The organism is Cupriavidus sp. FW305-3-2-15-C-LB2, from assembly GCF_058787575.1.
The window spans coordinates 116,166-139,262 of sequence record NZ_JBYSZW010000004.1 but is presented as its reverse complement, the minus strand read 5'-3'; the positions used below and the strand labels follow the sequence as shown (position 1 = coordinate 139,262).

Sequence of the window (23,097 nt, the reverse complement as noted above, 5' to 3'; positions counted from 1 at the left end):
CTCCGCGTAATGCCACTGAGCCCTGTGCGGCGCTGTATGCTGCCGCGCTGGGTTTCTTGTTTTGGCCGGCGATGGGATTGGTGAGGACATCTGTCGTGCTGCAATGTGATGCATAATCCCAGAGACAGTATTTCACCCACTTTGGGCGCTTGCCGATCCCCGCGCCGGGCGCTACGCGGCGTCAGGCAGGCTGCCGAGACGGAGCCCGCCAATGGTCAACTGGCTGTCGCGCGCGAACCGGCAGGTGCACAGCCGCCTGCTCACCGTTGTCGTTGGCCTGCTGATCCTCGTGATGAGCGGCTTCCTTGCCCTGTTTCTCCATAGCCTGTTCCAGCGCATCCTGTGGGAACAGGCGTCGGCCAACCGCTTGCATTTTGGCGCGGTGCTGGAAGTGAAGGCCATGCACGAGTATTTCATACGGCGCATGGCAGAAATCTCCGGGCCGGAGTATCGGCTGGTGCGCAGCGACCGGCTGGCTGGCCAGCTCGAAGCCATGCTGACGGGCGTGCCTCCAGGCAGTGCCCGTGCCGTCGAAGTGCCTGGACTGACCAATCCTGCCACCATGCTGATGGGCACGTCCGCGCCAGCGGCGCAGCGTCCCGCCACGGTTTCGCACATCGTTCGATTCGCCATCTTCGAGCGCGCGTACTGGGGTAAGGCGCCGCAGAGGATGCGCTCGGCTTTCCTGGCTGCCGACGGGAGCCAGGCATACGTGACACCAGCGCTTCCGGGTGCGCCGGGGTTGAACGGGCCGCTGCTCGCTGAGGTTGTCAGCAACTGGGCCAAAGCGCTGGCGAACCGGTCGCGCGAAGCGCAAGCCGAGACGCCGGTCGCCTCACCGCTGTGGACCGGGCCGTACCAGGGCACCATCGAGCGGGGCCCTATACTGAGCTGCTTTCTGCCAGTCCTTGACGCCAGCGGCAATCTCGTGGCGTATGGCGCGACTGCCATTCCCGTACGCGCGCTGATGGACGACGTCAGTATCCCGGATGCCACGCATACCGCGTCAGGCAGCCGGGCAATGTTCTTCGATGGCCAAGGGCGCCTGCTGTACCGGGGCAGCGACGCCGGCTGGCTGCGCCCGCAAGCGCTGGGTGAGCGGGTGGCGCGTGAGTTGGGCAGCGGCGGGCAAAGCGTAGCCTACTGGTTCGAGCAGGGCAGCCTGATGATTGGCCGCATGGAACGCGACCATGGCTGGCGCGCGGCCTACGCCTATCCGCTGTCGCAGGCGCTGGCCGATCATGGCTCGGCGCTGGCGGCCGCGCTTCTGCTCTACGGGCTTGGTGTGCTTGCGGTGCTGACCGGTGCCGGCATGCTGCGGCGCCGGATGTTGGTGCCGATGCAGGAAGACGCCGAACGGATCGAGGACAGCGAACGCTTCAACCGTACCGTGATGCAGGCCGCTCCGGTAGGCCTGCGGGTGGTGCGCACAGCCGATGCCCATGTACGGCTCGAGAACGCGCTGGCTGCGCAATGGCTGCCGCTCGACACGCGCACTGCGGGCCGCCCGTGGCTGGACCAGATGCTGGCGCGGCGGGGCGACCAGCCCGCGCGGCTGGAGCTGCAGGTGCCATCCGGCCATGGGGGTGCACGCGACGTGCTGGTAGTCGGCCGCCACACCCGCTTCGAGGGTGAAGACGTGCTGCTGTGTGCGATCCACGATGTCACCGGCGAACGCGAAGCGCACCGCGCTCTCGCGCGCGCGCGCCGGCTGGCGGATGAGGCAAGCGCTGCCAAATCGCAGTTCCTGGCCGCCATGAGTCACGAAATCCGCACGCCGCTGTACGGGATGCTGGGCACGCTGGAGCTGCTGTCCCTGACACAGATGGCGCACAGCCAGCGCGAGATGCTGTCGACCATCCAGTCCTCGTCGCAGGTCCTGCTGCAGATACTGGATGACCTGCTGGACTACTCCCGCGCGGAAGCCGGCCAGATCGAACTGGACGCCGTGCCGTTCGATCCGGTCGACCTGCTGGAATCGACGGTTCGCGCGCAGGCGCCGATCGCGCTGCAAAAAGGCATCGCGCTGCCGTGCTATCCACAGCCCGGCCTGCCTTGCCTGATCGGGGATCCGGTGCGGGTGCGCCAGATTATCGGCAATCTGCTCGACAACGCGCTGAAATTCACGGCACAGGGCCATGTCATTGTGCGCCTGCAGCGCGCGCCGCAGAGTGAAGCGCCCGATGCGGACGGCAGGATCGGCATCCAGCTTGAGGTGGCGGATACCGGGCCAGGCATTGCGCCCGAGGTCCAGGCGCGGCTGTTTGAGCCTTTCGTGCAGGCAGATGCTTCCACTGCAAGGCGGTTTGGCGGGTCGGGCCTGGGCTTGTCGATCTGCAGACGCCTGGCCGCCCTGATGGACGGCAGCATTTCCGTGCAGAGCGAACCGGGCAAGGGCAGCGTCTTCCGGGTATTGCTGAGGTTGCCGGAAGCCGGGCCGCGCGAACAGGTGGAGCCGGTGCTGCCGCCGGTGGCCGTGCTGTCGGAAAATGATGAAATCCGCAACAATGCCATCGACAATCTGCGCGCCATGGGCTGCAGGGCGATCGCTTGCCGCGGGCCGGCGCCGGAACCAGGGATGGTGCTGTTGGTCGCCACCCGCCACGTCGAGGCCATTCCCGATGGCTATGCCGGCGTGGTCTTTGCGCGCGCCGACGGCCCGGCGGAACCACAGCAGATCGCTGGCAGCTGGCTGGTCAGTGCCTATCATCAGGCGGGCATCCTGCGGGCTTTTTGCAAGGCGGCCGGCATGACGCCGGTCAGTGCGCCACCGCTGGCTGCGCCTGTCGACCCCACGCCGCAGTTGGGGCTGGAGATACTGGTGGTCGACGACCATCCCTACAACCGGCTGCTGATGCAGCAGCAGCTTGAGCGCCTTGGCTGCCGGCCGACGCTTGCTGCCAGTGGCGAAGAAGGGCTTGCGGTGTTGCGCCAGCACAGGTTTGACCTGATGCTGACGGATATCCATATGCCCGGCATGGACGGCTACGAACTGAGCCGCACGCTGCGTGCGCAGGGGGCGACGCTGCCCATCGTCGGGCTCACCGCGAGCATCGCGCAGGGTGAGGCCGAGCGCTGCCTCGAAGCCGGCATGAATCGCTACCTGTCCAAGCCCATCCTGCTGGGCGACCTGGCCGAGTGTCTGCGCGCCGTGCTGCCGGCACAGGCATCCGGCCTGGCACAAAGGGCCGCGGGCGCGGCGGGCGCCGCCCATGTGGAGGATAACGTTGCCAGCTTGGCGTTGCTGGAGCGCACCATGCGCGAGGATTTCAGGCAACTGTCCGCGGCCGCAGCCAGCGGGGAAATGAAGGCGATCCGCCACCATGCCCATCGTATGAGGGGCGCCATGGCGCATGCCGAAGATGGCGAGGAGATTGTCGAACTGTGCCGGGAACTGGAGCTGGGTGCGGCCCAGGCGCTGGCGGTCGTGCAAGCCCATGTCGACAACCTGGCGTTGTATCTTGCAGCATACTTTGACGACCCTGAAAGCGATAAGGGCAGCCAGGATGCGGCACGACGCAATTGGCCGGATACTATTTAAGGAATTCCTTAATTCAGTCTTCTCGGAAGACTCCTAATATTCAGAGCAGCGAAGATGACCGGCATTGAATGCCGGCAGTTCGGCGGCGCACCGCTACGCGGCCGCAGAACCGATAAAAAACAGGGGGATCGTAAATGATCAAGGTAATCATTGCAGATGACCACCCCGTCGTCCTTGACGGGATGAGCCGGGTGCTGGCGAACGAAGTGGGCGTGCAGATCGTGGGGAGTGCCGCCAATTCGACCCAGTTGGTGGAGTTGCTTGAAAGCACGGATTGCGACGTTATCGTGACCGACTACTCCATGCCGGGCGGCCAGTTTGGCGACGGCCTGCCAATGCTGCAGATGCTGCGCCGCCGTTATCCCACCACCCGGATCGTGGTGATGACCATGCTGGATAATCCGGCGCTGATTCGCAATATCCAGAAGGTCGGCATTTCCGTGATCCTGAACAAGACCGATCCGGTCCAGGAGTTGGTGCCGGCGGTGCGTGCCGCGTTCAGTGGGCTGAGCTACCAGCCCGCATCGGTGCGTGCGATCCTGGCTTCGGGCGGCCTCGACGAGCCGTCACAGCGGCCGGTCCTGACGCGCCGCGAACTGGAAGTGATACGGCAGTGTGCGGCCGGTGTCCCGGTCATCGAGATTGCGCGCCAGGCCAACCGCAGCAGCAAGACCATCAGCGCGCAGAAGAGCATCGCCATGAAGAAGCTGGGCCTGACCAACGACTACGAACTCTACGAATACGCCAGGACAAACGGCCTGCTGGGCGGCCCCTGATCCTGGCATCATCCCCTTCCTTGCGGCCGGTCCCCGGGCCGCGTTGCATTTCCCCTCCCTCCGCTGAATAGCATCCCTGGCTGCGCCGATGCCGGCCGGCTCCTCCCGTGCGGCGGCGCGTGCGCTATTCCTCTCCTCGGAAATATCCCCGCTTTTTTCAGGCTTGGCTGATTTCGAAAGCCAGGCGCATGGTTCATCCTGAATGCAGGAACGACAACGCTGGAGCCTAAGGCGGCCATGGAAAAAATCCGGGTGATCATCGCGGACTCGCAACCTGTCATGCGGCGCCTGCTGGGCCGGCGGCTCGCGGCCAGCGCCTGCATCGAGCTGGCTGGCGTGGCGGGCGACGAACCGAGCCTGGTGCAAGCGCTGCAGCAAGGCTCGTGTGATGTCGTGACACTGCGTTACCCGCTGTGGGACACCAAAGACCGCGAGCCTTCCGGCTATGCGCGCATTGGCACGCGGCTCGCCGAGCTGGGCGGGCAGCGCGTGGTCGCGATCGCCAACGTCGTCGACCGTGCCGCCGTGCTGCAGTTGCTCAAGGACGGCTGCCGCAATGTCGTGACAGCCAAGGACGGTGTCGACGAGATCATGAAAGCGGTCTGGATGGCATACCTGGGGCTGGCTTCCGTATCGGAAACCGCTTGCACGCTGATCTGGGGCAGGCCCTGCAGCGGTCCGCCGGACGGCGATTGGGCGGAGCTGCTGACCAGGCGTGAAAGCGAAGTGCTGCGCCTCTACCTGTCGGGCATGTCCGTGACCGGGATCGCCATGCGCACCGGCCGGACCGTCAAGACGATCAGTACGCAAAAGCAGAGCCTCATGCGCAAGATCGGCGCCGAGAACGACGTGGAGCTTGCCGCCATTGCCATCCGGCGCGGCATGTTGTGAGGCCCGGTACGTCGCTTGCCAAGTGCACTACGACCCATGCACTGTCCGGACGCTCCGGACAGTCTCGATGTCAAAACGAGGTATTCAATGAAACGGCTGATGTCGATCGACAGCAGCTCCGCGTTGCCGTTGAGCATTCGCCAGATCCGTTATCTGGTCTACCTGTTCTCCGCCTGCGTGCTTGGGCTGACCGTGTTGTCGTGGGGGGTGCTGCTGCGCTACCGCCTGCACGAGGCGGTCGAGCGTCAGGAGATGGTGCTGCAGTCGCAGTCCGAGCAATTGCAGGCAAAGCTGCACGGGGCCGAGGCGCTGACCGTGCGCGCGCTGGGATCGCTGACGCGGCTTTCCGATATCGGCCTGGCCGATGAACTCGCCGCCGTCAGCGATGAGCAATGGACCGACCGCCTGCGGCGCCGGGGCGACCGGCAGTACATCCCGCTGCTGGTCCCGCCCGCCAGCGCCAGGGCGCCGGGCGCCAGGCTGAAGAGCCTGGCCGACTTGATGACATTCACCTTCCGCGTGAACAACCTGCAGTACCGCGACGTGCAGAACGCCTACCTGGTCGACCTGCAGGCCGACCAGCTCTATGTCATCCCGCGCCGGCTGGACCCGGCACGCGCGCTCATGCAGCGCGATGACGTGCGCCAGACCTTCCTGCGTGACACGCTCGCGCGCCTGCGCAATGACGCGCTGGTCGCACGCCTGCGCGCCCATCCGGGCCAGGCGGTGGTGCTGCCGCCGGCGCTGGACTGGGTCAGCGGCATGCGCACCGTCACTTTCGCCACGCTGGTGCAAGTCGGTGGCGAACCGGCCGCGGTGCTGGCCATGGAGTTCCCGCTGTCGCCGATGCTGCCGGACGGACAGACCATTGACGGCGATTTCGTGCTGGTGACCGATGCCGGCATGGCACTGAGTGCGGATGGCATGCCGGCCGGCACCCTCGGCCAGTCGGTCACGGCATCGCTGGCCGCGCCCGGTACGCGCCCGGGTAGGGTGAGTTCGGCGCTGGTACGGCAAGGGCTGCTGGACTATGTCGTCGTGCTGGAATACCAGTTTGACGCGTGGGGCTGGCGCACGGTCGGCGTGATCGCACTGGGCCAGGTATGGCACCAGTTCCGGCAGAACGCCTTATGGATGCTGGGGCTGACCGGCTCGCTGTCGATGCTGATCCTGGCGTGGATCTGGCTGATCGACCGCCGCATCATGCGCCCTGCGCAGCGTCAGTCCTTGCGCCTGCAGGAAAGCGATGCGCTCGGGCGCTTCGTGATCGAAGTGGCCGGCGTGGGCCTGATGATCGTCGAGCGCAGCACCAGGCAGGTGCTGCTGGCAAATGCCGCGGCCCACTCGATTACCGACCAGGCCACGCCCGCCGGCCTGGCGCAGTTGCAGGATGCCTGTGACGCGCGGCTGACGAGCGAGGGCACCACAACCGAAGGCATGCCGCGGGTGCAGCCCTGCTTCGATGTCGATCTGGTCGGCCGCAACGGCCAGACCCGGTACCTGGAAGTGCGCCAGGTGGAGATTACCTATGAAGGGCGGGCGGCCGTGCTCCGCGCGCTGAACGACGTGACCGACGCGCGCCGCAGCGAGGCGCGCCTGCGCGAGGCGATCCGCGCCGCGGATGCCGCCAACCACGCCAAGTCCTCGTTCCTGGCCACCATGAGCCATGAAATCCGCACACCGCTCAACGGTATGCTGGGCAGCATCGAGTTGCTTGGCCTGACCCGGCTCGATTCGCGCCAGCGCGACCAGCTGGCGGTCATGCAGCACGCGTCGCAGTCGCTGATCTACATCATCAATGACGTGCTCGACTTCAGCAAGATCGAGGCAGGGCAAATGTCATTGCAGTTGCGGCCCTGCCGCGTCGAGGAGATCGTCGAGGACGTGACCCGGCGCTTTGCCGTGGAAGCGGCGCGCAAGCAGCTGCGCCTGCTGTGCGTCAATGATCCTTCGCTGGTTGAGCCGGTGATAGCTGACGTGGTCAAGCTCGAACAGATCCTGAATAACCTGGTCAGCAATGCGGTGAAATTTACCGAACAAGGCAAGGTGATCGTCACGGCCATGCGCAAGCCGGGCGGCGGCGTGGAAATCCGCGTCATCGACACCGGCATCGGCATCGCCGCGCGAGACCAGCGCCGGCTGTTCGAGCCCTTCGTCCAGGCCGAGCAGCCGGACACGCGCCACTACGGCGGCACAGGCCTCGGGCTGTCGATCTGCCGCCGGCTGGTCGGGCTGATGTCTGGCGAGATACGGCTGGTCAGCGAGCCCGGCCTGGGCAGTTGCTTTACCGTCAGCCTGCCGCTGGCCAGCGCTGGCGCCGAGGCGCCGGCCGATGCCTGGCCGCGGACCGCGTTGCGGGGACTGACGGTCGGCCTCAATGTCACCTTGCGCGAGCTCTACCAGGGCGTGGAGCAGTTGCTGCAGTTCTATGGCGCACGGGCGGTCAAGTATGACCCCGCCGCGCCGCCGGCCACGCCGGTCGATGTCCTGGTGTGCGATGAGCAGGCCATGCCTCGCTGCAACGACGCCGATGTGGTGGTGTCGGCCATGGCGCCGGCAGTGCCGGACCTGACGCAGACCCCGGTGGTGGCATCGCCCTATGCCTGGCGCGGCTTGCTGGCGGCGATCGCGGCAGCGGCAGGCGTGGAGGTGACGGCAACGCAGGCGCCCGTGCCGGCGCGCGACGATACGCCTGCCGTGCAGCTGGCGCTGCTGCTGGTGGAAGACCATCCGATCAACCAGGTGGTGATGCGGGAACAGCTTGAAAACCTGGGGCAGAAGGTCGATCTGGCCGGTGACGGGCCCGAGGCCCTGTTGATGGCATCGGGCCGGCATTACGACCTGGTCCTGACCGATCTGCAGATGCCTGGCATGGATGGCTTCACGCTGGCGCGGTGCCTGCGCGATGCCGGCCTCGCCACGCCGATCGTTGCCGTCACCGCCAGCGTGGGGCCCGATGTCGCCGAGCGATGCCAGCAGGCCGGCATCGACCGATGCCTGACCAAGCCGGTGGGGCTGGGCACGCTGCGCAAGCTGCTGGAAGATCTGTCCGGCACCCATATGGCGACGCGGGCAGCGCCGGGCGCGCATGCAGGCGGCGACACACTGCTGCATGCCGACGCGCTGCGGCGGGACCAGCGCGCACTGGCCGAGGCGCTGCTGGCGGGCGACGCCGAAGCGTTTGCCCAACGTTTGCACGGCTTGGCCGGGGCGCTGTCGGTAATGGGCCATGCGCTGCAGAGCCAGGCGTGCCGCTGGCTGGAGCAGGCGGTCCGGCGCTCTGGGCTGGTTGCCATCGGTCCGGACTGGCAGGCCTTCCATGCCGAACTGGAACTGCTGGCAGACGGGCTGGAGTCGCAAGGCGGCACGCAGGGTGCCAACTACACGGCCGATTTAAGGCATGCCTGATGGAGCGGTCACGCGCCGGGCGCGATACTGCATTTGTGGAGCGTCTTCCCGATCGCTCCGCATTCTCCCGGGTGCGTCCCGTCGCGAGAATTTTCCCTGCCGCCTGCTTCCCCAGCAGGCGTTTTTTTGCGTGTTTCACAAATTCGTGAAATGAAAGCGCTTCGCCGAGCCCGGATGCGCGGATGTGCTCGACGACGCGACCGCCCGCAATCTGGAGCCAGCCCCGCTTAGCCTACCTGCGGACCTCCCAGCAGATGTTGGATCTTGCCCCTCTGAGCTTGCTTTCAATATCAGTCGCCCAATAGCACGAGGAGATGCCCAGCTCAGTGCCTTCGAACCTGCCGATGATGAAGATGTTTCCCGAGGCGCCGCTGAGGAAAACCTTCTCGCCATTGCTCTGGATGATGACCCGATTCAGCACCCTGCTGGTTTCAATGGCAACGTCCCGATAGGGCCTAAGTGCCTGTTGCAGGGCAAAATCGGCAAGCTGAGGTTCGTCATTGAATGCCTGATGGATGAGAAAGCGGCGCAAGTGGTCGCCAGCCAGAGGGTTCAGGCCATCAAACAGGCTTTGAACCAGTGGTTTCGGGTTGACGGCGAGGCGGTTGTAATCTGCCAGGGTCAGCCGTATGCGCAGGAAATCCCACCAGAACATGGTTTCGGTAACGCCGACTTCGAGCAGCAACGGTTGCCGGCAGACATGCTTCAACGCATGGGCGCGCAGGTTGGCATCGGGATTGCCATGGTCGCCCGGCCCCCAGCGCGTATATCCCATGAATCCGCTCAACGGAGGATGGGCACGCAGCATCCTGGCCAGCGCAACAATGGTTCTGGACGTGATGCCGGCAGCGTTGCCCCCGTTTTGCATTACGGCTTTCATCACGCGCAGCGCATCATCGCCCATTCCTTCCTTGTTGGCGGTGTAAAAGATTTCCTCGATATCCGACAGTGCGCTTCGGGCATTGCGAGTCCGATAGAAGCGATCGAGATAGATCCTGTCCTGCTGTGCCACGCGAGCGCATGCCTCGCCAAGCGCTTTCCATCGCGACAGGGAGTTGATCTCCGGGAGGGCGCTTGCCGTGATGTTGAATGCGGCATTTATGCGCTTGATTGCATCGACCTTGATGGTAGCGAACTGGCTGGGCCGCAGGTAATCCAGGAAGGAGACCAGCCACTGGTACTTTCTGTCACAGCAGGCTCGCAGTTCGTCGGCAGCATCGTACGCGGCATCCAGGATCGGGCGCCCATATCCCGTCAGCCGGGTGACCTGTCCATGTTGAATGTTGGCGATGGAGTATGCCTGGACCAGATGGGAGGCTGCTGTCATTAGCGGCATGGACAATGGAAGGGGCATGGGATTCTCTCCGGGTCGGTCAATGCGTGCCAGCAGGCGGCCAAGCCCGATGTTACTTATCGCAGGAATGGTCGGAAATCCCTGAAATCGGGTAGGCCGGCGGCATGGGCGCGGCGTCAAATTTGGTTGCGCCATGACGCGCTGGCCGAACCGTGTCTATAATGCTTGACAACGCAACGATTGATCGGGCAATAAAAGTGACCCCACAGCCAGAAAAGTCCGAGGCCAACGGCCAGGTGCTGCCGTTTCGCGAATCCCTGCTGGCCATGCTGGGCGTGGCCTTTGTGGTGATGCTGGTGGCGCTGGACCAGACTGTGGTCGGCACGGCGCTACCGACCGTGGTGGCCGAGCTGCAAGGCTTCGAGTACTACGCCTGGGTAGCCACGGCCTACCTGCTGACATCGGTGATCACCGTGCCGGTGTTCGGGCGGCTGGGGGACTATTACGGGCGCAAGCCGTTCGTGCTGGCATCGATCGTGGTCTTCTCGGTGGCCTCGGCGCTGTGCGGCATGGCGCCGAGCATGCCGTTCCTGGTGCTGGCGCGCGCGCTGCAGGGGATTGGCGGGGGCATGCTGGTCGGCACTGCCTTTGCCTGCATTGCCGACCTGTTTCCGGATACGCATGTGCGGCTGCGCTGGCAGGTGATGATGAGCGCGGCTTTCGGCATTGCCAATGCGGTGGGGCCGTCGCTGGGCGGGCTGCTGACGGAGTGGTACGGATGGCGCGCGGTGTTCTATGTCAACCTGCCGATCGGCGTGCTGGGGCTGTGGTTTGCGTGGCGCTACCTGCCGCACCTGCGCCAGCAGGCCCATAGCGGGCCGATCCGCGTGGACTGGCTCGGCGCCTTGCTGATCGCAGCCGGGCTGGGGTGCGTGCAGCTGAGCGTTGAACTGCTGCCGGCGCGCGGGTTCGATGCCTATACGGGGGGCTTGCTGGTGCTGGCGGCGGTGGCACTGGTGGCGCTGTGGCGGTGGGAGCAACGCTGTGCCAACCCGATCCTGCCGGTGGAGATGTTCCGCAACCCGGGGCTGGCGCCGTTGTTCCGGCTGGCGGTGTTCACGGGCTTCACCATGTTCGCGCTGCTGCTCTATGCGCCGCTGCTGTTCCAGGGCGGCTTTGGCTATTCGCCGAAGGAGGCGGGCATCCTGATCACGCCACTGGTGGTCTGCATCACCGCGGGCAGCATACTTAACGGCCGCATCGTCACGCGCATCCACCGCCCGAATACCATGCTCTATGCCGGCTTTGGCATGCTGGCGGTGTCCTGCCTTGGCCTGTCGCAGGCCACGCGCAGCATGCCGCACGGCGTCTTGCTGACGATCATGCTGATCGGCGGGTTCGGGCTAGGCTTCATCATGCCGAACCTGACGGTGTTTGCGCAGCAGACGGCAGGGCGCGAGCACCTGGGCATTGCCACGGCCATGCTGCAATCGCTGCGCATGGTGGGCGGCATGGTGGGCACCGCCATCGTGGGCACGCTGGTCACGCGCAGCTATACCGGTGGTGTGGAACATGCGCTGTCCGCCGCCAATGCCGGACAATGGACGGCGCGCATGGCGGATCCGCAGGTGCTGATCGACAAGGCCTCGCAAGTCGCGTTGCTCGGCCAGCTGGAGCAGGCCGGGCACAATGGCGCCCTGCTGCTGGAACAGGCGCGCGTATCGCTGGTCAGCGCCATCCACCTCGGCCTGGTGGTGGCTGCGGTGGCTGCCGCGCTGGGTGTGTGGTGCGCCCGCCGGGTACCGTCGATCAAGCTGACCCGGGCGCCGGCGCCCGCCATGGCAGCCGACTGAAGAACGTAACCTGAGGAAAACGGATGGAACTGGAGCGACAAAGCGTGGCCGTACTGCAGCAGTTCGGCCGCACCTACCGCGCCTACGCGGCCGCGTTCGAACAGCGCCTGGGGCTGCCGCTGCCCCGCTGGCGCATCCTGCATGCGCTGCATCACCAGGAGGGCGCGATCGGCCAGAAGGCGCTGGCTGACCTGGTCGGCATGGACCCCGGCGCGCTGACGCGCCAGCTCAAGGCCATGCAGGAACTTGGCTGGGTGGAGCGCAGCACCTCGGAACGCGACAACCGCGTGACCCACGTCACGCTGTCACGGACCGGCCAGCAGGTGGTGGCGCACGCCATGCCGCTGCGCTCAGCCTTTCTGGAGGATGTGCTTGCCGAGGTGTCGCCGTCGACCATGCGCGAGCTGTCGCGCGGACTGGCGCGGCTGGAGGCCGGCATTGCATACGCGCAGGCCCATGCGGCACAGGCAGCCGACGCCGCCTGATACGGCCGCGCCCGTGCCGCTGGCGCTCAGGCAGTCAGCAGCATGCCGTTCAGCGCCGCGAATTCAAACAGTTCCCGGTCGTTGGTGACGCCGAGCTTCTGCATGGCGCAGTTCTTCTGCCGGCTGATGGTCTTGACGCTGCGGCAGAGCAGGACGGCGATCTCACTCACGGACCGTCCGGTCAGGTACAGCCGCAATACTTCCATTTCACGCCGGGACAGGCGCTCCGCGCCGGCCTGGCCGGGTGTGGCCGGGTTGCCGGGATCGGCCTGCGACAGTACTTCAAGCGCGGATTTGCCGATGTAGTGGAAGCCCCGCTGGATACGGCAAACCACAGTCACCAGTTCTGACAGGGGCGAGTCCTTGAGCAGCAGGCCGTGCACCTGGGTGTCCAGGATGGAGCGCAGCACCAGCGGATTGGTGATCATGGTCAGCACGATCACGGCCAGCGACGGATGCCGCCGCCGCAGGCTGGCAAGCAGGCGCAGGCCGTCGCTGTTGCCTTCGCCGTGCGCGGGCATGTGGTAGTCGGTGATCACGACATCGGGACGCAGGCTTTCCACGCTGTTCAGCAAGGCCGTCGCGCTGGTCACGCAGCCGCACACCTCCCACCCGGTCTGGGTATGCAGGCGGTCCGCGACGGCTGCGCTGACCAGGGGGTGGTCGTCGGCAAGCAGGATCCTCAATGTCATCTGGTTGCTCCTCGATTCTTGTTCGTGGCAGCGCCGGCATCAAGAAAACGCCGCACGTCAGCGAGACGTGCGGCGCAAAAACGACGCCAAACAATACGACGCCAGACAACTGCGTGCATTGCCCCGGGACCGGGCCAAACGGGAGACGGCCGGACCGCGGCAATGCCATTGCAGGATATCGGCCGCGCGGTCTGGCGAAACTAGGAGGATTCGCAAAGCGCCGCCGTGGCGCAGCGGCCTGCACCGGTCAAATTGGCGCGAGTGTAGCGCAGGGTCAGCGCTCGGAAAAATGTCTCAAGACTGTAATAAGAACGCCGCCGCTTCTGCGCAGCCAAAGAAAAAGGCGCTGGCGCCATGGGGCTGCCAGCGCCTTGCGGGCGCCGCCGCTGCGGGGCGTTGCGTCACGCCAGTGCGGATTGCGCGTGGGCTGCGGCGCGGCCGTTGCGGCGGCTGTCGATGGCCTTGAGAGGGGCGCGCAGCACGGCGCTGCCGACATCCATGATGTCGCGCAGCACGCCCTTGTCGCCGCTGCGCTCCGGTGCCCAGAAATGCAGTGCGGCCCATTCCGGGAAGCTGCTCGGCGGTGCCAGCAGGCGCGTCTTGCGCTCGCGCGTGACCAGCGGCACGTTGAAGTCCAGCACCGGGCAGATGCCCCCGGCCGAATGCAGCAGCGTGATCTGGGTATGCCATGATGGGACCACGGTCTCGCGATGCCCCGGAGTGCTGGCCTGGCGGCTCAGGAAGGCCCGCAGCGGGCTGCCGGCCTCGCAGTCTTCCTGCAGCAGGATCCAGTCGCTTTCGCCTTCGTCATGGCTGCCGCCGCGCGTGGCGCTGACCAGCCGGCGCGGCGTGGCCATGATGTTGTGCTGGCGCACGCGTTCGGGATCGTGGCCGCTGTCGACGATGAAGGCGCAGTCCAGTTCGCCGCTGCCGAGATGGCCGGCAAGGGTGGCGTCGGCGATCACCGGGCGCGTGATAAAGCTGTCGCGCGGAAACTGCTCGCACAGTGCGGTCAGGATCTCGGTGATGACCGGGTCGCCGATCGACGATGAAAAGCCGATCGAAACGCGTCTGCCGTCGTCACGGCGCTTGCTCAGGCCAGGCTCGCCGGGGCGCACCAGCTGGTTCCATTTGGCCAGGATCTGCCGCGCCGTCTGCTCCAGGCGCAGCGCATGCGGTGTGGGTTCGAGCATCCCGTTGCGCTTGACGAACAGCGGATCGCCGGTGATTTCGCGCAAGCGCGCGAGGCTGTAGGCCACCGTCGGCACGCGTCCCTGCGTGCAGGCCGCAACGGCGCTGAGGTCCCGGTATTCCATGACCAGGACAAAGACATGCAACAACTTCGTGCTGACGTGACGCATTCCGACTTCTCCCGATCCATGACTTTGTTTTCTCTATTTTCTTGTTGGTCCGACACCTACAGCACTGCGTCGAAACAAAGGGCGCAAGCGCGGCCTGGTGTCAGGGCAATGATCCGGTCCCTGACAGTGACAGGCGCAAGCGACATGCACGGCGCGCGCTGCGGGCATGTCCGGATGAAAGACAGGTGGGCGAAAGCCCGGGCAGGATGCTGGGAAAACGCATGGCACGACTCCTGAATGTCCGACTTGCGTCGACAAATGGCGCAGTGACGATTCGATCCTTCAGGCCCGGTACTGTTGGCAGCGTGAACGCGCACCACGTCTGGGTGGTGCGGGCTGCCTGGCCGCTCTTCTGCCGGCGCCGCCAGGGCGCCGCGCGAAGGCGTGCGAAATTTAGTTGTGCCGAGGAATCTTAATACATGCTCAGCAAAAGTCATAGAAACTTGAATTGATGGCAGTCTTCTAATTTTGTTTAGTACCTCTTTGTCTGTACATCAATACATGGCTTGAAATCGGGGCCACCGGGCGATTCATCCACGATCACTGCCGTGCAGAAGGTCGTCATGCCCATGTGTTATCGCGGCCGGCATCTTCGTTTCCGCGATGCGCAGCGCGAATGATCTAACTGGACTCCAAATTGGCTTAACGAAATTTGGCAATGCGCGCCAGCGCCGGCGGCAGCTTGTGCAGAGATAATTTTCTTAACTCGCGCAGCGAAGACACTGAATTGCTTTTTGGCGCGGCCGTGGGCTAACGTAGGGCCAGAGTCGGCACGGTTGGCGGCGCGGCTGGCGCCGCTTGTGGCCCGCCGTTGTGATGCGGAGAGATTCGTGAACAGACGGTATTCGGAAGAGCAGATCCGCGGCTACCTGGCCGAGGCGGCCAGCGGCGTGCCGGTGCGTGAGCTGTGCGCGCGCTATGGTTTCAGCGATGCTTCGTTCTACGGATGGCGGGCCCGTTACGGCCAGCCCAGCCAGGGTGATGCACGTGACGGCCGCAAGCTGCGCGAGCTGCAGGAAGAGAATGCCCGGCTGAAGAGTATGCTTGCGGATGCGCTGCTCAAGCTTGAGCTGATGCGCAACCGTACCGGCCGCCGCAATGGCACTGGCAAGGATCGCTAGCGGCGGACGGTTCTTGCAACTTGCAATGCGCCGCGGTGTCGCTTCCACGTGCCGCGGAGGGTTCTGGAGTATTGGTTTGACGAAGTTTCTGATCAAGGCGGGCGTGCTGGCATGCGCCGCCATGGTGGTTGTCCCGGCGTGGGCAGCCAGTGCTGCATCGGCGGCTGCGGCCGCCGGCACTCCGATGGTGGCCCCGCCGCCGCCACGGATGCTGGACGAAGCCACGGCCGTGGTGGAAGGACCTGATGGCAAGGTGTCTGCGTCGCAGCGGCAGCACTGCCAGTCATTGCTGGACCAGGTCAACGCGCTGCCCGGCGGGCCGCAGTGGTCCACTGGCAAGTCGTCGGTAACCACTGCCGACGGGCGCACATATCCGACACTGGAACGCCAGGCAGACCGCAAGCGCCTGGAAGAGGCGTATCGCCAGGAATGCACGCAGCAGCGCCGCTGAGGCGCCCCCCGGCAGCGGGCCGTCACCTGCGTATTTGTGGAGAGCCGACATGCACCGTTTCAAACACCTCTTCGCATGGTGCCTGGCACTGATGCTGATGGCGCCGCTCGGGCCAGCGATGGCGCAGTCCAAGCTGAGCAATGCCCAGCTTGACCAGCTGACCGCGCCGATTGCCCTGTATCCCGATGCGCTGTTGTCGCAGGTGCTGATGGCTGCCACCTATCCGGCCGACGTCGCAGCTGCGGCGCAATGGTCCAAGGCCAATCCCAGCCTGTCTGGCGATGCCGCGACCAAGGCGGTCGCCAGCCAGGCCTGGGACCCCAGCGTGCAGTCGCTGGCCGCGTTCCCCTCCGTGCTCGACATGATGGGCCGCCAGCCGCAGTGGGTGCAGTCGGTCGGCGACGCTTTCCTGGCCCAGCCCAATGACGTGATGGATTCGGTGCAGCGGCTGCGGGTGCAGGCGCAGAAAGCCGGCACGCTGAAGACGACCGAGCAGCAGAAGGTCGTGACGCAGACCACCGGCGGCACCACGATCGTGCAGATCGAGCCGGCCAATCCGCAAGTGGTCTACGTGCCGACCTACAACCCGACCACGGTTTACGGTACCTGGGCGTATCCCGCGTATCCGCCGGCCTATTACCCGCCGCCGCCCGGCTCCGTGTTTGCCACGGCACTGGTAACGGGCATCGGCTTCGGGCTTGGCGTGGCGGCGGTCGATGCGATGTGGGGCGGGTTCAACTGGAATAGCCACGACGTCAACATCAATGTGAACCGCTACAACAACATCAACGTCAACCAGCGCCTGGACGTCAACCGTGCCAACGTGAACTGGCAGCACAACCCCGCCAACCGCGGCAACGTGCCCTACAACAATGCGGCGGTGCGCGGCCGCTATGACCAGCAGCGCCAGTCCGGCCTCGCCAGCCGCCAGCAGGCTGCGCAACCCGGCCAGCGCGTGGGGGCCGCCGGCGGCGGGGTGCAGCGCCAGCCTTCCGAGCGCGACCAGGCGCGTGAGCGCGCCGCGCAGTCGTTCGAGGGCCGTACCGGACAATCCATACCGGGCCATGCGGGCGGGGTGGCAGACCGCTCGCGCCCGGGTGCCGCCGGCGGTGGCGTGCAGAATCCGCGGCCGGCCGGCGCCGACCGCCAGCGCGCAGACCAGGCCCAGGCCCGCGACCGTGCGCGCAATGCCAACCGGGACAGCGCGCTGCGCGATGCCGGCAACGGCGACCGCGTGCGCCAGCAGACCCAGCGCGCGGCGACGCCGCAGCGGGAAGCGCCGCATGCGCGCCCGGCCGGGCTCCACCAGGGCGGCGGGCACCAGGGCGGTGGTCTGGGCGGCGGCGGTGGAGGCCGGCTCGGCGGCGGCGAACATTTCGGCCATGGTCGGAGGTAAGTCATGATGCACATGACCGCTAATCCCTTCTCTGCCGCAGCCCGAGCGCGCGCGCTGCGCACGCTGGCGGCGGCCGCGGCCCTGTCCCTGGCCCTGCCGGCGATGGCCCAGCAGGTCTTCCCCAGCCCTGACGCTGCCGCCGAGGCGCTGGGTGATGCCATCGCGCGCAGCGACGGCGATGCATTGCAGCGCGTGCTGGGCAAGCAATACCAGTCGCTGGTGCCGGAGGGCTCCATCAACCGCGACGACGTGTACGAATTCCTTGGCGCCTGGGCGCGCCACCATGCCGTGCAGCCCGATGGCGAGCGCCGCGCGCTGATCGCGGTCGGGCAGAGCGGATGGACCTTCCCCGTGCCGCTGGCAAAGCAGAAGGACGGTTGGCAGTTCGACCTGCGTGCCGGCCAGCAGGAAGTGCGCCGCCGCCGGCTCGGGCGCAATGAACTGGTGACGATGGAAACGCTGCTGCAGCTGGCCGATGCCCAGCAGCGCTACGCGGAGCAGGTGGGGCTGGGGCGCTACGCGACCCAGTTGATCAGCGCGCCGGGCAAGACCAACGGCCTGTACTGGCCCGCGGCCAGCGAGCAGGACGCCAGCCCGATCGGCCCCGATGCGCTTGCCATGGGCCCGGATACGCCCGCCGCAGATGCTTTCTACGGCTACCATTACCGGATCCTGCCGCCGGCCAAGGGCAGCGACGCCAAGTATGGCCTGATTGCCTGGCCGGCCCGCTATGGCGATACCGGCGTGCATAGCTTCATGCTCGGCAGCGACCGCGTCTTCTATGAGCGCGACCTCGGGCCCGGCACCGCATCGCGCGCCAAGGCCATCCGCAGTTTTTCGCCTGCCGGCTGGCAGCGCGTGGCGGACCGCTGAGCCCTTGGCCCCTGCGCCCCGGCCAGCCGTCTAGGCCAGCCGGGGTTCGCCGAACTCCCCGCCGTAGGCTTCTGATCTGGCCGCCGCCTGGCGCGGGGCCGGATCCAGGTCGGCATAGACCGCGGCCAGCCCGTCGCGGTCGATGATGCGCAGGTGCCGCTGGCGCACCGAGATCAGCCCGACCGAGGCAAAGCGCGACAGCAGCCGCGACACCGTTTCCAGGGTTAGCCCAAGCAGGCTGGCGATGTCCGTGCGCGACATCGCCAGCGTCAGCGCGCCGTCGCGGTTGCCGTCGCGGCGCGCCTGCTCGCCGGCGAGGTCGAGCAGCAGCATGGCCAGGCGCTGTGGCGCCCTCATCGACCCCACCGCCACCAGCAGCACGCGTTCGCGCTCGGCGTTGCGGCGCATCGCTTCCAGCACCGTTTCACGGAATGGGGCGGCCTGCATGAGGGTGCGCAGGGATTCGACCGAGACCGCACAAACCATTGCATCCTGCAGCGCGATTGCACCAGTCCCATAGACCGGACCTTCGTGCGGCTCAAGCCCCAGCACGTCGCCGGGCAGCGAAAAACCCGTTACCTGCCGCCAGCCCAGCGGCGATTCATAGACCTGCTTGGCGCTGCCATGGCGCAGCGGGTAGACCGTCAGCGCAGGGCGGCCCTGGCGAAACACATGCTCGCCGGTGCGCACCTCTACCAGCTCCGGCTGCAGCGCCATCGGCGCGTGCGGCAGCGGGGCTTGTGGCCTGGCATTGTGGCAAACGTGGCGAAAGAGGCAGAGCAGGCAGGCTGGGGCGCCGCTGTCCGGCATGGTGTCATTGTCCTCCGGTGACGATGGCCAAGTATAAAACGCCGGCAACGCAAGCCATCTCGCTGCGATCTGCATTCTTTCGTATGGCTGGTTTAAAAATTTCGCTTTACGGGGGCGAGGCTCGTTGCGTTTGTGCCATAAGCGCGGGAGCACGCCGGCGGGCGTAATGCGGATTGTGATATGCTGCAACGCAACAATAAAGGCATAGGAGGAGATCGCGTCACACGATCAGGAGTCCTCATGACCAAAAGCTTTGCCGCTGACTGGCACGCGCAGATCCGGCGACTGAGCCGTGCGCAAGCCCGCACGGAAGCCCAGGTGAAGTCCTGGCTGGACCGCGTGGATTCGCTTAATCCGCTCACGCCGGCTCGGCCTGACCGCCCGCCGGGCAAGGTCCGGCCCGCCCGGCCAGCACCCGCGCCGGGTTCCCTGCCCGGTACCTGGCAGGCGCACAGGCTGCGCCTGGCGCCGCTGCCGGGCGAACTGGTGCCGCAACTCTCGTATCACCTCTACATACCGTCCAAGGCCCATCGCGGCCCGTTGCCGGTGGTGGTGGTGCTGCATGGCTGTCGCCAGACGCCGGATGACCTGTCGGCCGGCACCCGCATGAATGCGCTGGCCGAGCGCGAGGGATTTATCGTGGCCTACCCGCAACAGCCCTTGCGGCGCCAGGTGCAGCGCTGCTGGCAGTGGTTCGACCTGGGCGCCGCTGAGGGCGGACGCGAGGCGCAGGCGGTGGCCGCGCTGATCGATGCGCTGGCTGCGCGCCACGACGTGCGCGAGCGCGAGATCTACCTGGCCGGCATGTCCGCCGGCGCGGCCATGGCCGCGGTGGTGGCGTTGCGCTACCCGGGCAAGGTGGCGGCCGCGGCGCTGCATTCCGGCGTGGTCATCGGCGCCGCCGACAACCCGCGCGCCGGCCTGCGGGCCATGCAGCAAGGCTCGGCGGCCGATCCGTCATGGCTGCTGGATGCCGCCGGCGTGACGCCGGGCGGTCCCGAGATGCCCGCGCTGGTGATCCACGGCCTGGCCGACGACGCGGTCCATCCGGTCAATGGCCGTCTGCTGGCGCGGCAGTTCCTGGCTTACAACGGCCTGGAAGACCGGCTCGCCGGTGCGCCCGCGCAGTCCGGCCCGGAGGACGAAGCGCCGGGCCGGTCTCATGAATACCGCTTCGGCCGCTGGCGCCGCGACCTGGTCACGCTGGTGGAAGTGGAGGGCTTGGGCCACGCCTGGAGCGGCGGCGATGCCAGCTATGGCTACCACAGCGATATCGGCCCGGATGCCAGCACGATGATGTGGCAGTTCTTCAGCCAGCACCGCCGTTGAAGTCGGGCAGCACCAATGCGCATCAAGCGCGCACAAGTAAAGGGAGGGCGCCTGCCCTCCCTTTTTCCTTGCAGCAGCCGCGTCAGCCGCGCGAGCGGTCCTTGACGAACAGCGCAGTCACCATGCCCAGCACGCACAGCGCGACCACATAGTGGGCCGGTGCCAGCGGATCCTGCTTCAGCATCAGCGTGACGACCATCGGCGTCAGCCCGCCGAAGATCGCATACGACACGTTGTACGAGAATGACAGGCCCGAGAAGCGCACCTGCGCCGGGAACGCATTGACCAGCACGAACGGCACCGCGCCGATGGTGCCGACCAGGAAGCCGGTCAGCGCATAGAGCGGCAGCAGCAGGTCGGGGCGGGTGAAGATCGTCGTGTAGAACATATAGGCGCAGATGGCCAGCAGCAGGCCGCCGACGAACAGCGTGCGGCGCGCACCGATGCGGTCGGCCAATGCGCCGGAGACGACACAGCCGATCGTCAGGCACAGCGTGGCGACGCTGTTGGCGACCAGTGCCGTGCGCGCGTCAAAGCCATACAGCTTCTGCAGGAAGGTGGGCGTCATCAGGATCACCACCACGATGCCGGCCGACAGCATCCAGGTCAGCAGCATCGACACCGCGACGCTGCCGCGGTGGTTGCGCACCACCGACTTCAGCGGCATTTCCGCGGCCAGCGCCTTGCGCTTCTGCAGTTCGGCGAAGACCGGCGTCTCATGCAGCCAGCGCCGCAGGTACATCGAGGCGATGCCGAACACGCCGCCGATCAGGAACGGCACGCGCCAGCCGTGGTCGGCCAGCTCGGCCGGGGTGAAGACGCTGTTGATGCCGGTGGCGACCAGCGAACCCAGCAGGATGCCGGCAGTCAGCCCCGCGGTCAGCGTGCCGCAGGCATAGCCGACATGGCGCGCCGGCACGTGCTCCGATACGAACACCCAGGCGCCGGGCACTTCGCCGCCGACGGCCGCGCCTTGCAGGATGCGCAGCACCAGCAGCAGCACCGGCGCGGCCAGGCCGATCGACTGGTAGGTGGGCATCAGGCCCATCAGCAGCGTGGGCACCGACATCAGCAGGATCGACAGCGTGAACATCTTCTTGCGGCCGAGCAGGTCACCGAAGTGCGCCATGATGATGCCGCCCAGCGGCCGGGCCAGGTAGCCGGCCGCGAAAATGCCGAAGGTCTGCAACTGGCGCAGCCAGTCCGGCACCGACGGCGGGAAGAACAGCTGCCCGATGACCGTCGCGAAAAAAACGAAGATGATGAAGTCGTAGAACTCAAGGGCGCCGCCAAGCGCGGCAAGGGCAAGGGTCTTGTAATCCTGGCCGGTCAGCGGGCGCGCGCTGGCTCGCGGCGCGCCGACACCTGCGGCGGTACTGCTGGTGGTAGACATGAATGGACTCGCATGGAAGAGATCGCATGCGAAGCGCGCAGCACGGAATACGTGATGGGTGTGGCCGGAGGGTACAGCGCAGGGGAGGCAGGCCCGATGTGGCGGGTAAGCCGCAGGCTTGCGACGAAACGCTTCGCAAAGGGCGTAAAGATACCAGATCGGCCTACGCAGCGTTGAGGGGTCAATTCTGATTTCTTTGCTTTGTCCGAAACCGTTGCCATAATGTCGAAAAATGTGAAATCCGGGGCACAAACCATCGTGCAGCGCCGGAATGCGGGGTCAGATCTTCTGGAACGACATGGCTTTCAAGCAATCCATCCAGGCAGTGGCTGCCACGCCACGCGGCCGGCTGACGACGCGCGTCGCCGGCGGCGTGGTCGCGGCGCTCGCGGTGTTTGGGCTGGCCGGGTATTTTGGCGGCCCGCCGCTGCTCAAATACCTGATTGAAAAGAACGCGACCGACGCGCTGGGGCGCAAGGTCACGCTGGGCAGGGCCCACGTGCGCCCGTTCGAGCTGGCGGCCACGCTGACCGATCTCACTATCTATGAGCGCGATGGCAAGACCCCCGCGCTGACGCTGGGCGAGGCCGAGGCCAATACCTCGCTGGCCTCGGTCTGGCACCTGGCGCCGGTGGTGGACAACCTCCACGTCGACCGGCTGGCCGTGCACGTGGTGCGCGACGCCGACGGCCGCATGAGCTTTGCCGACGTCCAGGAGAAGCTTGCTGCCCTGCCGCCCAAGCCGCCCGATGCCAAGCCGGCGCGCTTTTCGGTCAACAACATCGCAGTTACCGGCAGCAGCTTCGGCTATGACGACAAGCAGCTCGGTTCCAGCCTGCGCGTCGACAACCTGACGCTGACCCTGCCGTTCCTGTCGAACCTGCCGCATGACGTCGAGATCGTGACGCGGCCCACGCTGAGCGCACGGGTCAACGGCACGCCGCTGGCGCTGGACGGCGAAGTGCTGCCGTTTGCCGATTCGCGCCAGACCCGGCTCAACGTCAACCTAGACGGCCTGGAGGTCGCGCGCCTGATGGCGTTCGCGCCGCCGCTGCGCGATGCCGAGGTCAAGTCCGGCAAGCTCGATACGCGCCTGACCGTGGCCTTCCGACAGCAGAAGGACACGCAGGAGATGCTGGTGATGGGCACGGCCGCGTTGCGCGATGCCGAGGTCGTCACGCGCGTCGGCCAGCCGCTGGTCAAGAGCGGCCGCCTGGCGGTGGATATCGGCAAGCTCGAGCCGCTGGCTCACCGCGCGCAGCTGCGCAGCGTTGAGATCGAGGGGCTGGGCGTGGAAGCCGCGCGGCGCGCGGATGGCTCGCTGAACCTGGCCACGGCGTTCCTGCCACAGGCGGTCAGCAAATCCACGGATGGCGTGGCGCCCGCGCCGGCGCCTGCCTCGGCGCCGCCTGCACCCCCGAGG

General features: G+C 66.4%; 17 protein-coding genes. 12 read left to right on the top strand and 5 right to left on the bottom strand.

All coding sequences use genetic code 11. The annotated features are described in order from the left end of the window. Nucleotides 1–211: 211 nt before the first annotated feature. The 4 genes from AC3WRR_RS05375 (at nt 212) to AC3WRR_RS05360 (ending at nt 8,616) form a co-directional block, all read left to right on the top strand. Nucleotides 212–3,541 (top strand): hybrid sensor histidine kinase/response regulator, encoded by a 3,330-nt coding sequence (locus tag AC3WRR_RS05375; protein ID WP_492296377.1) that lies wholly within the window; start codon nt 212–214, stop codon nt 3,539–3,541. Between the two features lie 134 nt (nt 3,542–3,675). Further along, complete coding sequence (locus AC3WRR_RS05370; protein ID WP_010811049.1) at nt 3,676–4,317, top strand: response regulator; 642 nt, start codon at nt 3,676–3,678, stop codon at nt 4,315–4,317. Between the two features lie 237 nt (nt 4,318–4,554). Beyond that, nucleotides 4,555–5,208 carry a helix-turn-helix transcriptional regulator gene (locus AC3WRR_RS05365; RefSeq protein ID WP_010811050.1) on the top strand — a complete coding sequence of 218 codons (654 nt, stop codon included), beginning with the start codon at nt 4,555–4,557 and terminating at the stop codon, nt 5,206–5,208. An 87-nt stretch (nt 5,209–5,295) separates the two neighbouring features. Then, a complete protein-coding gene (locus AC3WRR_RS05360) occupies nt 5,296–8,616 on the top strand; it encodes a hybrid sensor histidine kinase/response regulator (protein WP_492296375.1) in 3,321 nt (1,106 codons plus the stop codon). Between the two features lie 232 nt (nt 8,617–8,848). Here AC3WRR_RS05360 and AC3WRR_RS05355 read toward each other — a convergent pair whose 3' ends face one another. After that, entirely contained in the window at nt 8,849–9,970 is a 1,122-nt protein-coding gene (locus AC3WRR_RS05355; RefSeq protein ID WP_492296374.1) for a hypothetical protein, read from the bottom strand. A 266-nt stretch (nt 9,971–10,236) separates the two neighbouring features. On the opposite strand from AC3WRR_RS05355, the gene AC3WRR_RS05350 reads away from it, so the two are divergent. Together AC3WRR_RS05350 and AC3WRR_RS05345 are read left to right on the top strand one after the other, a co-directional pair. Further along, nucleotides 10,237–11,763, top strand: coding sequence for an MFS transporter (locus AC3WRR_RS05350; RefSeq protein WP_234788082.1), 1,527 nt, complete (start codon nt 10,237–10,239; stop codon nt 11,761–11,763). Nucleotides 11,764–11,786: 23 nt separating this feature from the next. Further along, nucleotides 11,787–12,248, top strand: coding sequence for a MarR family winged helix-turn-helix transcriptional regulator (locus AC3WRR_RS05345; RefSeq protein ID WP_010811054.1), 462 nt, complete (start codon nt 11,787–11,789; stop codon nt 12,246–12,248). 26 nt (nt 12,249–12,274) lie between these two features. On the opposite strand, the gene AC3WRR_RS05340 is transcribed toward AC3WRR_RS05345, so the two are convergent. Continuing rightward, complete coding sequence (locus AC3WRR_RS05340; protein ID WP_010811055.1) at nt 12,275–12,940, bottom strand: response regulator; 666 nt, start codon at nt 12,938–12,940, stop codon at nt 12,275–12,277. Nucleotides 12,941–13,341: 401 nt separating this feature from the next. Next, a complete protein-coding gene (locus AC3WRR_RS05335) occupies nt 13,342–14,301 on the bottom strand; it encodes a LysR family transcriptional regulator (RefSeq protein WP_010811056.1) in 960 nt (319 codons plus the stop codon). Nucleotides 14,302–15,131: 830 nt separating this feature from the next. Between AC3WRR_RS05335 and AC3WRR_RS05330 the strand changes: the two genes are divergently transcribed. From AC3WRR_RS05330 to AC3WRR_RS05315, 4 genes are all read left to right on the top strand, one after another. Then, nucleotides 15,132–15,422, top strand: a complete 291-nt coding sequence (locus tag AC3WRR_RS05330; protein ID WP_010811057.1) for a transposase — start codon at nt 15,132–15,134, stop codon at nt 15,420–15,422. Between the two features lie 76 nt (nt 15,423–15,498). Further along, a complete protein-coding gene (locus tag AC3WRR_RS05325) occupies nt 15,499–15,873 on the top strand; it encodes a hypothetical protein (RefSeq protein WP_041688188.1) in 375 nt (124 codons plus the stop codon). 49 nt (nt 15,874–15,922) lie between these two features. Next, nucleotides 15,923–17,269, top strand: coding sequence for a DUF3300 domain-containing protein (locus tag AC3WRR_RS05320; RefSeq protein ID WP_010811059.1), 1,347 nt, complete (start codon nt 15,923–15,925; stop codon nt 17,267–17,269). Between the two features lie 3 nt (nt 17,270–17,272). Continuing rightward, the gene (locus AC3WRR_RS05315) at nt 17,273–18,142 is read left to right on the top strand and encodes a DUF2950 domain-containing protein (protein WP_011617628.1); all 870 of its coding nucleotides are present in this window, start codon (nt 17,273–17,275) and stop codon (nt 18,140–18,142) included. A 30-nt stretch (nt 18,143–18,172) separates the two neighbouring features. On the opposite strand, the gene AC3WRR_RS05310 is transcribed toward AC3WRR_RS05315, so the two are convergent. Beyond that, nucleotides 18,173–18,952 (bottom strand): Crp/Fnr family transcriptional regulator, encoded by a 780-nt coding sequence (locus AC3WRR_RS05310; protein WP_058696572.1) that lies wholly within the window; start codon nt 18,950–18,952, stop codon nt 18,173–18,175. Between the two features lie 240 nt (nt 18,953–19,192). Between AC3WRR_RS05310 and AC3WRR_RS05305 the strand changes: the two genes are divergently transcribed. After that, nucleotides 19,193–20,281 (top strand): extracellular catalytic domain type 1 short-chain-length polyhydroxyalkanoate depolymerase, encoded by a 1,089-nt coding sequence (locus tag AC3WRR_RS05305; RefSeq protein WP_010811062.1) that lies wholly within the window; start codon nt 19,193–19,195, stop codon nt 20,279–20,281. A gap of 82 nt (nt 20,282–20,363) precedes the next feature. Here the strand turns inward: AC3WRR_RS05305 and AC3WRR_RS05300 are convergent, their stop codons facing one another. Then, complete coding sequence (locus tag AC3WRR_RS05300; RefSeq protein ID WP_010811063.1) at nt 20,364–21,674, bottom strand: MFS transporter; 1,311 nt, start codon at nt 21,672–21,674, stop codon at nt 20,364–20,366. 271 nt (nt 21,675–21,945) lie between these two features. Between AC3WRR_RS05300 and AC3WRR_RS05295 the strand changes: the two genes are divergently transcribed. Then, nucleotides 21,946–23,097, top strand: a 1,152-nt coding sequence (locus tag AC3WRR_RS05295; RefSeq protein ID WP_492296371.1) for a DUF748 domain-containing protein, incomplete at its 3' end; no start/stop codon positions are given.

Bases quoted from the DNA above. Each gene is read 5' to 3' on its own strand.
- AC3WRR_RS05375 (WP_492296377.1), top strand. From the start codon at position 212: ATGGTCAACTGGCTGTCGCGCGCGAACCGGCAGGTGCACAGCCGCCTG.
- AC3WRR_RS05370 (WP_010811049.1), top strand. From the start codon at position 3,676: ATGATCAAGGTAATCATTGCAGATGACCACCCCGTCGTCCTTGACGGG.
- AC3WRR_RS05365 (WP_010811050.1), top strand. From the start codon at position 4,555: ATGGAAAAAATCCGGGTGATCATCGCGGACTCGCAACCTGTCATGCGG.
- AC3WRR_RS05360 (WP_492296375.1), top strand. From the start codon at position 5,296: ATGAAACGGCTGATGTCGATCGACAGCAGCTCCGCGTTGCCGTTGAGC.
- AC3WRR_RS05355 (WP_492296374.1), bottom strand. From the start codon at position 9,970: ATGCCCCTTCCATTGTCCATGCCGCTAATGACAGCAGCCTCCCATCTG.
- AC3WRR_RS05350 (WP_234788082.1), top strand. From the start codon at position 10,237: ATGCTGGGCGTGGCCTTTGTGGTGATGCTGGTGGCGCTGGACCAGACT.
- AC3WRR_RS05345 (WP_010811054.1), top strand. From the start codon at position 11,787: ATGGAACTGGAGCGACAAAGCGTGGCCGTACTGCAGCAGTTCGGCCGC.
- AC3WRR_RS05340 (WP_010811055.1), bottom strand. From the start codon at position 12,940: ATGACATTGAGGATCCTGCTTGCCGACGACCACCCCCTGGTCAGCGCA.
- AC3WRR_RS05335 (WP_010811056.1), bottom strand. From the start codon at position 14,301: ATGCGTCACGTCAGCACGAAGTTGTTGCATGTCTTTGTCCTGGTCATG.
- AC3WRR_RS05320 (WP_010811059.1), top strand. From the start codon at position 15,923: ATGCACCGTTTCAAACACCTCTTCGCATGGTGCCTGGCACTGATGCTG.
- AC3WRR_RS05315 (WP_011617628.1), top strand. From the start codon at position 17,273: ATGATGCACATGACCGCTAATCCCTTCTCTGCCGCAGCCCGAGCGCGC.
- AC3WRR_RS05310 (WP_058696572.1), bottom strand. From the start codon at position 18,952: ATGCCGGACAGCGGCGCCCCAGCCTGCCTGCTCTGCCTCTTTCGCCAC.
- AC3WRR_RS05305 (WP_010811062.1), top strand. From the start codon at position 19,193: ATGACCAAAAGCTTTGCCGCTGACTGGCACGCGCAGATCCGGCGACTG.
- AC3WRR_RS05300 (WP_010811063.1), bottom strand. From the start codon at position 21,674: ATGTCTACCACCAGCAGTACCGCCGCAGGTGTCGGCGCGCCGCGAGCC.